This is a genomic window from Pseudomonas tohonis, from assembly GCF_012767755.2.
Classification (GTDB): Bacteria; Pseudomonadota; Gammaproteobacteria; order Pseudomonadales; family Pseudomonadaceae; genus Metapseudomonas; species Metapseudomonas tohonis.
Map to the genome: position 1 here is coordinate 2,409,646 of NZ_AP023189.1, position 7,855 is coordinate 2,417,500.

Consider the following 7,855-nt stretch of genomic DNA (forward strand, 5'->3'; position numbering starts at 1 on the left):
GAGATGAACGAGTTTCTCCGCCGCATCGCCCTGCAGCCCAGGCTCCGCCTGGAATTGCTGCTGTCTTCGCTGTTGATCAACCTGCTCGGCCTGGCCAGCTCGCTGTACAGCATCCACGTGCTCAACCGCTACCTGGCCCTGGGGGTGGACGCGACCCTGCTGACCCTGACCCTGGGTGCGCTGCTGGCGGTGGGCTTCGAGGTGCTGCTGCGCAACGCCCGCCTGCGGGTGGCGCAGTGGCTGTGCGCGCGCGCCGATGCCGAGCTGGGCGATACCCTGTTCGAGAGCAGCGCGCGCGGCCAGTACGCGCTGGTGGAGCAACTGCCCCACAGCGCCCGGCGCGAGATCCTTTCCGGGCAGAGCACGGTGCAGCAGTGCTTCGGCGCGCCGAACCTGGTGACCCTGCTGGACACGCCCTTCGCCTTCGTCTTCGTGGTGGTGCTGGGCATGCTCAGCCCCTTCCTCGCCGGCATGACGCTGCTGGTGATGGCCGGCGTGGCGCTGGTCTCCCTGCTGGCCCAGCGCCGCCTGCGCGAGCCGATGGAGGCGCAGAGCCGCATCGCCATCCAGATGGCCGGCTACCAGCACAACCTCACCGCCGGTGGCGAGATGGTGCGGGCCTTTTCGGCGGCCGATGCGCTCAAGGAAAAATGGCGGGCCTGCGCCGACGACCAGGCCGAGCAGCGCGCGCAGCTCAACCGCCTGCAGAACACCATGCAGAACGCCAGTTACGCCGGGACGCTGATCCTGGGCATGGTGATCATGGGCCTGGGTGCGCGCCAGGTGCTGGCGGGCAACCTCGATGTCGGCTCGCTGATCGGGTGCAACATCCTCGCCAGCCGAGCCCTGGCGGCGCTGACCCGGGCGCTGGGCCTGGGCGAGCAGATCGGCCGCGGCCAGCGCGCCCTGGACCTGGTGCGCCAGCTCTGCGCCATCCCCCGCGAGCGCGCCGAGGGCGTGCGCCTGGGGCAGATGAAGGGGGCCCTGCGTTTCGAGGACATGGCCTTCTCCTATCCCAAGCAGGCGGTGCCGGTGCTGGAGCACTTCGACTACCAGCTGGAGGCCGGGAAGGTGCTGGCCTTCACCGGTGCCAACGGCAGCGGCAAGAGCACCATGGCGCGTCTCCTGGTGGGCCTGCTGGAGCCCCTGCGCGGGCACCTGCTGGTGGACGGCATGGACCTGCGCCAGGCGGACCCGCAATGGTGGCGCCGGCAGGTGGCCTACCTGCCGCAGGAGCCGCAGTTCTTCGACGGCACCCTGCGCGAGAACCTCTGCGTGCTGGCGCCGGATACACCGGACGCGCGGGTGCTGGAGGCCTGCCGCGAGCTGGCCGTGGGCGCCTTCGTCGAAGGCGGTGCCGAAGGCCTCGGCCTGGCGCTGCGCAACGGCGGCGCGAACATTCCGCTGGGCATCCGCCGGCGCCTGGCGCTGGTGCGCGCGGTGCTGGGGGAGGGGCGCCTGGTGGTGCTGGACGACCCCACCGAGGGCGTCGATGCCGAGGGCTGCAAGGCCATCGCCGCGCTGCTCAGCCGCCTGGTGCGCGAGGGCCGCACGCTGGTGGTGATGAGCAACGAGCCCTTCATTCTCGGGGCCGCCGACGTGGTCATCGACCTCAACCAGAAGCCGGTGCCGCGCGTGCTGCGTGAACCCGCCCGCGAGCCCGCTCAAGCAGGAGCCAGCCATGTCTGAGAACAGCCTGCCCCTGGACGACCAGCCGACCCGCCTCGGCCGCGCCGCTGATCGTGTGCTGGGCGCCTTCGAGAACAACCCGGTGCTGCGCCGCCTGGTCGGTATCTTCCTGCCTGGCAGGGGCGATGCGCTGCCGGGTGACGAGCTGCTGGGCAGTCGCCTGACCATCCGCCTGCTGGCGTTGCTGCTGGGGGCGTTGCTGCTGTGGTCGGCGCTGTTCACCCTGGACATCGCCAGCCACTCCACGGGCGAGGTCGCCTCGATGGGGCAGACCAAGCTGGTGCAGCACCTGGAGGGTGGCATCGTCCGGCGCATCCTGGTGCGCGAGGGCCAGCGCGTGGCCGCCGGCGAGCCGCTGGCCGAAGTGGAACGTGTGGCGATGCTCTCCGAGGGCCGCGAGACCGAGGCGCTGCTGGGGTCGCTGCGCATCCGCGCCATCCGCCTGGAAGCGCAGCTCGCCGGTGCCGACGCGATGCAGGTGCCGGAGGAGCTGGCCAGGGACTACCCCGAGCAGGTGAAGGTCAACCGCGACCTGTTCATCGCCCAGAAGAGCCGGCTGGGCAGCCGCTACGAGGAACAGCAGCAGAAGATCCTCCAGCGTGATGCCGAGGAGAAGGAGCTCAAGGCGCGCAGTGCGCACCTCAACGCCAAGCTCAAGCTGCTGCGGCAACAGATCGCCATCAGCGAGAAGCTGATGAAGGAAGGCCTGGCCAACCGTTACGAGCACCTGGAGCTGCTCAAGGACGAGGAGCAGTTGCGCGGTACCCTGCAGGAAACCCAGGCCTCCCTCGGCCGCGTGCTGGCGGCGCAGCGGCAGGAGCAGGCGGCACTGACTTCGCTGGATTCCGGCGGCAACGAGGAGCTGCAGAAGGAGCTGGCGGAAGCGCGCCGGCAGATCACCGAGCTGCAGGAGCGCCTGCGCAAGTTCTCCGACAGCCGCGAGCGGCAGGTGGTGCGTTCGCCCATCGAGGGGGTGGTGATGACCCTGCAGGTGGTGACCGAGGGCGGGGTGATCCAGCCCGGCGGCACGCTGATGACCCTGGTGCCGGCCGATGAGCCGCTGATGATCGAGACCCGCCTGCCGGTGGGCGACATCGGCATGGTCAACCCGGGCCAGCAGGCGCGCATCCAGCTGGTGTCCTCGATCGCCCGGGGCTTCCAGCCGATCGATGGCGAGGTGGTGGACATCAGCCCGGACTCGGTGCTCGACGAGCAGAAGGTGCCTTACTACCGCGTGCGCATCCGCCCGGCGCAGGACGCCTTCGTCCACCGTGGCACGCGCTACCCGCTGCTGCCGGGCGTGCCGGTGAGCGTCGCGATCCTCACGGGCGAGCGCTCGCTGTTTAACTACATCGCCGGGCCGCTCACCGACGGCATGCACCGCTCGTTCAGCGAGCCGTGATGGGGCCTTGAGGAGCCGCAGGCGCAAGGCCGGCGGCTCCGTGACGATGGGGTTCGCGTAGCTCTACCCTTCCTACGGCGAGCTCGGAGGATGGGGCTGGCGGCGCTCCGCGGGCGGAGCGAAACCCCTGCTGCCTGAGGTCCTGTGGCGATCAGGGCAGGCGGCGGTACATCACGTCGGTGCGCAGCACGTATTTCACCCCGGCCCTGATGGTGGCGCCCTGGTGCATGACCGGGTGGGGGAAGACCAGGAGCATGCCGGCCTCGGGGCGGATGTGGTCTTCGTCGCGGAACTGGGTTTCGCCGCCCTCGTAGTCGTCGTTGAGGTAGAGCAGGAAGGTCAGCTGGCTGAGCTCGTCCTGGCTGCGGCGGTAGAAACCGTCCCGGTGCCATTTGAAGTACTGCTCGGGCGTGTAGCGGTAGAAGCGGAAGCGCTCGTTCAGCCCCGCCAGTTGCCATTCGTTGTCCAGGCAGGCCGGCAGCCAGGGGCGCGCACGCTCCAGCAATTGGCTGGCCAGCGCCGGGTCGTCGAAGAGGATGCGGTCGTTGTTGCGGATGTTCTTGTGGATCTCATGCCCGCCATCACGCATCTGGATGGCCGCCTCTTCGTAGCCCATGGCTTCGCTCATGCGGATATGGGCCTGGCATTCCTCGCGGGACAGAAAGCCCCGGATGAGAAAGCGAGCGACGCCGAGATCGGTCTTTTCCATGTTTCCCTTCCTTGTCGGGGCCTGGCCCCCGTTCCTCTATGGCGCGGCCTCGGGCCGCCGGCGGATGCTAGGGGCGCGGCGGGGTGCTTGTCGAGAAGAGGACGAGGGCGCGGTGATGCGCTTTCTATCGTGCCGCGTTGTGTTCGACCTCGGTGAGCTGGCGGGTGCCGGAGGCGAGGTCGTAGACGTGGAAGTTGTGCATCAGCCGGCCGTAGAGGTGCAGGCTCACGGCACGCGGGCGCCCGCCGGGCACGCCGGTGATGTGGATGTGGTCGGGGTTGGGCACGAAGCTGGTGACGGCGCCGGGTGGCAGCAGGAGAGTGCCGCCGCGTGCCAGTTCGATGCCGTCGTCGCGGTCGTTGGCGGAGGAGGTGCAGATGAAGGTGTGCTCTTCCAGCATGCCTTCGAGGATGCCGACCACGCCCCAGCTGCCGTGGTCGTGCACGGGCGTCCACTGGCCCGGCAGCCAGACGATGGCGTAGAGCGAGAGCTCGTCGTTCGCGGCGCGGTGGATGAGGTTGCGGGCGTAGTGCGTGGGGTCGCTGCGGTAGTGCTCGGGTTCGAGGAAGCCAGGTGCGTTGTGCAGCAACTCGGCCATGACGGGCGCGAGGGCGGCGACGCAGTCGCAGGGGGAGGCTTGCTGGTGGCTCAGTTCGGTGGCGTGTTCGATGAAGCGGTTCAAGGCGGTCTTCGGCATGTGCGGCACCCTCCAGTGGTTGCTCCCGGCTTGTGGCCGGGGCCGAAACGGTCGCCGCCGGTAGGGCGACGACGGGTTTGCGGGCGGGACGCCGGGGTGGCCGGCGCGCCTCCGGACTCACTGTAGACGCTTTGCGACGCGCCGCCCGGGGAGGGATTCAGCGGGCGAAGCGGCGCGCGCCGGCGACGCAGAGGATCACCGCGAGGGTGACGCCGAGCATGGCGGGGCTGACCCGCTCGTGGAGCAGCCCGGCGGCCAGCGCCAGGCCGAAGAAGGGCTGCAGCAATTGCAGTTGGCCGACGGCGGCGATGCCGCCCTGGGCGAGGCCGCGGTACCAGAAGACGAAGCCGATCAGCATGCTGAACAGCGAGACGTAGGCGAGGCTGGCCCAGGCCGGCGCGCTGAGGGTCGCGAGGGTCGGCGGCAGCAGTGCCACGGTGAGCAGGAGCATCACCGGTAGCGACAGGACCAGCGCCCAGCAGATCACCTGCCAGCCTCCGAGCGTGCGCGACAGTCTCGCGCCTTCTGCATAACCGAGCCCGCAGACGACGATGGCCAGCAGCATGAGCAGGTCGCCCCGGGGGGAGGCGGTCAGCCCCTGTGACAGCGCGAAACCCACCACCAGCAAGCTGCCCAGTACAGAGAATGCCCAGAAGGCGGCAGGGGGTCGTTCGCCTCCGCGCACCACGCCGAACAGGGCGGTGGCCAGGGGCAGCAGGCCGAGGAAGACGATGGAGTGGGCGGAGGTCACGTATTGCAGGGCCAGCGCGGTGAGCAGGGGAAAGCCGAGCACGACGCCCAGCGCGACGACGACCAGGGGCAGCAGTTGCTGGCGGGTGGGCCGCCGCTCGCCGGATGCGAGGAGCAGGCACAGGGCGAGAAGCCCGGCGATGCTGGCGCGAGCGACGGTGAGGAAGGTGGGGTCGAGTTCCTGTACGGCCACGCGGGTGGCCGGCAGCGAGCCGCTGAAGATCAGTACGCCGATGAGGCCGTTGATCCAGCCACGGGTGGCGTTGGCCTGGGGGCGGGAGGCGGTGAGGGGCGATGGGGTGGCTTTCATCCTGGGTGCTCGTCGCGGGTCGCTGGGGGCCGCTGGGTTGGCCTTTTCGGGCGCTGCGCGGCTTGATGGGACGGATGCTAGGAGCAAGAATCAGCACAATCAAAATATTGTCATGGATACATCTGATGCCTCGTTCGCGCTACAAGGCCCTGGTCGATGCGTTTGCCGCTGATATCCGCGCGGGGCGCCTGCTGCCGGGCGCACGCCTGCCGACCCATCGCCAGCTGGCGGCGGAGGAGGGGCTGGCGTTGGTCACGGCGTCCCGGGTGTATGCGGAACTGGAGGCGATGGGGCTGGTGAGCGGGGAGACGGGACGCGGGACGTTCGTCAGGGAGGTGTCGCTGCCGCCCGGGCTGGGGGTGGACCAGCAGGATGTCGAAGCCGGGATGGTCGATCTCAATTTCAACTACCCCTCGGTGCCGGGGCAGGCGGAGCTGTTGCGCACCGCGTTGCGCCAGCTGGCGCTGAGCGGTGACCTGGAGGCGCTGCTGCGCTATCAACCCCACGGCGGGCGTTTGCACGAGCGCGCGGTGATGGCGCGTCATCTGCTCTGCCGGGGGCTGAGGGTGGCGGCGCAGCAGGTGCTGATCGTCAATGGCGCGCAGCACGGGCTGGCGGTGGCGATGATGGCGCTGCTGCAGCCGGGGGATGTGGTGGCGACGGATGCCCTGACCTACCCGGGCTTCAAGGTGCTGGCGGAGGCGTTGCGGGTGGAGCTGGTGGCCATCCCCTCTGGCGCGGCGGGGCCGGATCTCGCGGCGCTGGAGCGACTCTGCCGGGAGAGACCGGTGCGGCTGCTGTATACGATGCCCACGCTGCACAACCCCTTGGGCTGGGTGATGGCGGCCGAGCAGCGGGAGCGATTGGTGGCGATCGCTAGACGCCATGATCTGCGCATCATCGAGGATGCAGCCTATGCCTTTCTCGTCGAGGACGCGCCGCCGCCATTGGCTGCGCTGGCGCCGGAGCGGACGGTCTATGTCTCGGGGTTTTCGAAGAGCGTGGCCACGGGGTTGCGGGTCGGTTTCATGGCGGCGCCCGCATCCCTGGTGGCGGCGCTGGAGCGCACCATCCGCGCGACTGCCTGGAATACCGCCGGCGTGCTGACGGCGATTGCCTGCGGCTGGGTGGAGGACGGCACCGTGGAGCGGCTGGAGTCGGAGAAGCGAGAAGACGCCCGGGCACGGCAGGCGCTGGCCGGTGAGCTGCTGGCGGGGCTGCGCGTTGTGCGTCATCCCGATTCGTACTTCCTCTGGCTACCGCTATCCAAGGATGCCCGGGCCGACCAGGTGGCGATGGCGCTGATGCGTGAGCAGATCTCGGTGTCGACCGCCGAGCCTTTCGCGACGTCTGCCCAGGTACCCCATGCGCTGAGGCTGGCATTGGGGTCTGTGGGAATGGGGGCGTTGCGCGATGCGCTGGTGAAGGTGCGCTCCACCGTGGAGGCCTTCACCTAGCCAGGCTCCTGACGGCGGCAGGAGGAGGGGGCGCTGCGCACTCTATCGCCTTCTATATATAGAGGGACTCAGCAGGTGCTCGATTGCTGCCGTTCCTTGCAGATGCGCTCGTAGATCTCTTCGCGGTGTACGGCGACATCCCGGGGGGCTTCGATGCCCAGCTTGGTCTGCGAGCCCTGGGTGGCAATCACTCTGACGACGATGCCATCGCCAATCTGGAAGTGCTCACCGACTTCGAATGTCAGCTCGTGCATGGAGGTTCCTCTTCTATAGGGCTGTGCCGGGGTGGCAAACGGTTCGGACCTTTGAGTAGCAAGTCGGCCATCGGTTCAGCGATTCGTTCGGCAGAGGCTCCAGGAAGCGGCGGCTGTCGCACTCCGGGGCGGTCTCGCGAAAAGATTTCAATAAAGTGTTGACGTGCCGTTTCGTATCCCTATAATGCGCACCACTTCCACAGCGGAATCCAAGAAAAACCTCTTGTAAATCAAAAGGTTAAGTAATCGGAGGGTGGTCAGGCCAAGGTTTGATCGGTGTGGTGGAAGGGTGGTGCCAGGCTGGTTTCAGGCATCGCCAGTTTCGCTCGGATGACTCCGAAAGAAACTGAAAAAGAGGTGTTGACAGCGAGTTTGAACGCTGTAGAATTCGCCTCCCGCTGATGTGAAGCGAAAGAATCACTGAAGCGCAAGTTGTTGAGTAGAAAGAAAAAATTCTTCGAAAAACAGCTTGACAGAAAGAAAGGCTGCTGTAGAATGCGCGGCCTCGGTTGAGACGAAAGACTTGATCGAAATTGCTCTTTAACAATTTGAATCAAGCAATTCGTGTGGGTGCTTGTGATGTAAGA

At 67.7% G+C, this 7,855-nt stretch carries 7 protein-coding genes; 3 read left to right on the forward strand and 4 right to left on the reverse strand.

From position 1 onward, the window contains the following. Window positions 1–3: 3 nt before the first annotated feature. Window positions 4–1,689 (forward strand): ATP-binding cassette domain-containing protein, encoded by a 1,686-nt coding sequence (locus tag HSX14_RS11015; protein WP_173179438.1) that lies wholly within the window; start codon window positions 4–6, stop codon window positions 1,687–1,689. After that, window positions 1,682–3,091 carry an HlyD family type I secretion periplasmic adaptor subunit gene (locus HSX14_RS11020; protein WP_173179440.1) on the forward strand — a complete coding sequence of 470 codons (1,410 nt, stop codon included), beginning with the start codon at window positions 1,682–1,684 and terminating at the stop codon, window positions 3,089–3,091. The genes HSX14_RS11015 and HSX14_RS11020 overlap by 8 nt, the downstream gene beginning before the upstream one ends. Window positions 3,092–3,242: 151 nt before the next feature. On the opposite strand, the gene HSX14_RS11025 is transcribed toward HSX14_RS11020, so the two are convergent. The 3 genes from HSX14_RS11025 to HSX14_RS11035 form a co-directional block, all read right to left on the reverse strand. Next, window positions 3,243–3,800: a 2OG-Fe(II) oxygenase gene (locus HSX14_RS11025; RefSeq protein WP_173179442.1), complete on the reverse strand. Its 558-nt coding sequence runs from the start codon at window positions 3,798–3,800 to the stop codon at window positions 3,243–3,245. Window positions 3,801–3,924: 124 nt separating this feature from the next. Next, a complete protein-coding gene (locus tag HSX14_RS11030; protein WP_173179444.1) occupies window positions 3,925–4,497 on the reverse strand; it encodes a cysteine dioxygenase family protein in 573 nt (190 codons plus the stop codon). A gap of 157 nt (window positions 4,498–4,654) precedes the next feature. Further along, the gene (locus tag HSX14_RS11035) at window positions 4,655–5,557 is read right to left on the reverse strand and encodes a DMT family transporter (RefSeq protein ID WP_173179446.1); all 903 of its coding nucleotides are present in this window, start codon (window positions 5,555–5,557) and stop codon (window positions 4,655–4,657) included. A gap of 125 nt (window positions 5,558–5,682) precedes the next feature. Here HSX14_RS11035 and HSX14_RS11040 point away from each other — a divergent pair, with 125 nt between their 5' ends. Then, on the forward strand, window positions 5,683–7,014 hold the full coding sequence (locus tag HSX14_RS11040) for an aminotransferase-like domain-containing protein (RefSeq protein ID WP_173179448.1): 1,332 nt from the start codon (window positions 5,683–5,685) through the stop codon (window positions 7,012–7,014). A 68-nt stretch (window positions 7,015–7,082) separates the two neighbouring features. Here HSX14_RS11040 and HSX14_RS11045 read toward each other — a convergent pair whose 3' ends face one another. Beyond that, window positions 7,083–7,268: a carbon storage regulator gene (locus HSX14_RS11045; protein ID WP_173179450.1), complete on the reverse strand. Its 186-nt coding sequence runs from the start codon at window positions 7,266–7,268 to the stop codon at window positions 7,083–7,085. Window positions 7,269–7,855 lie beyond the last annotated feature (587 nt).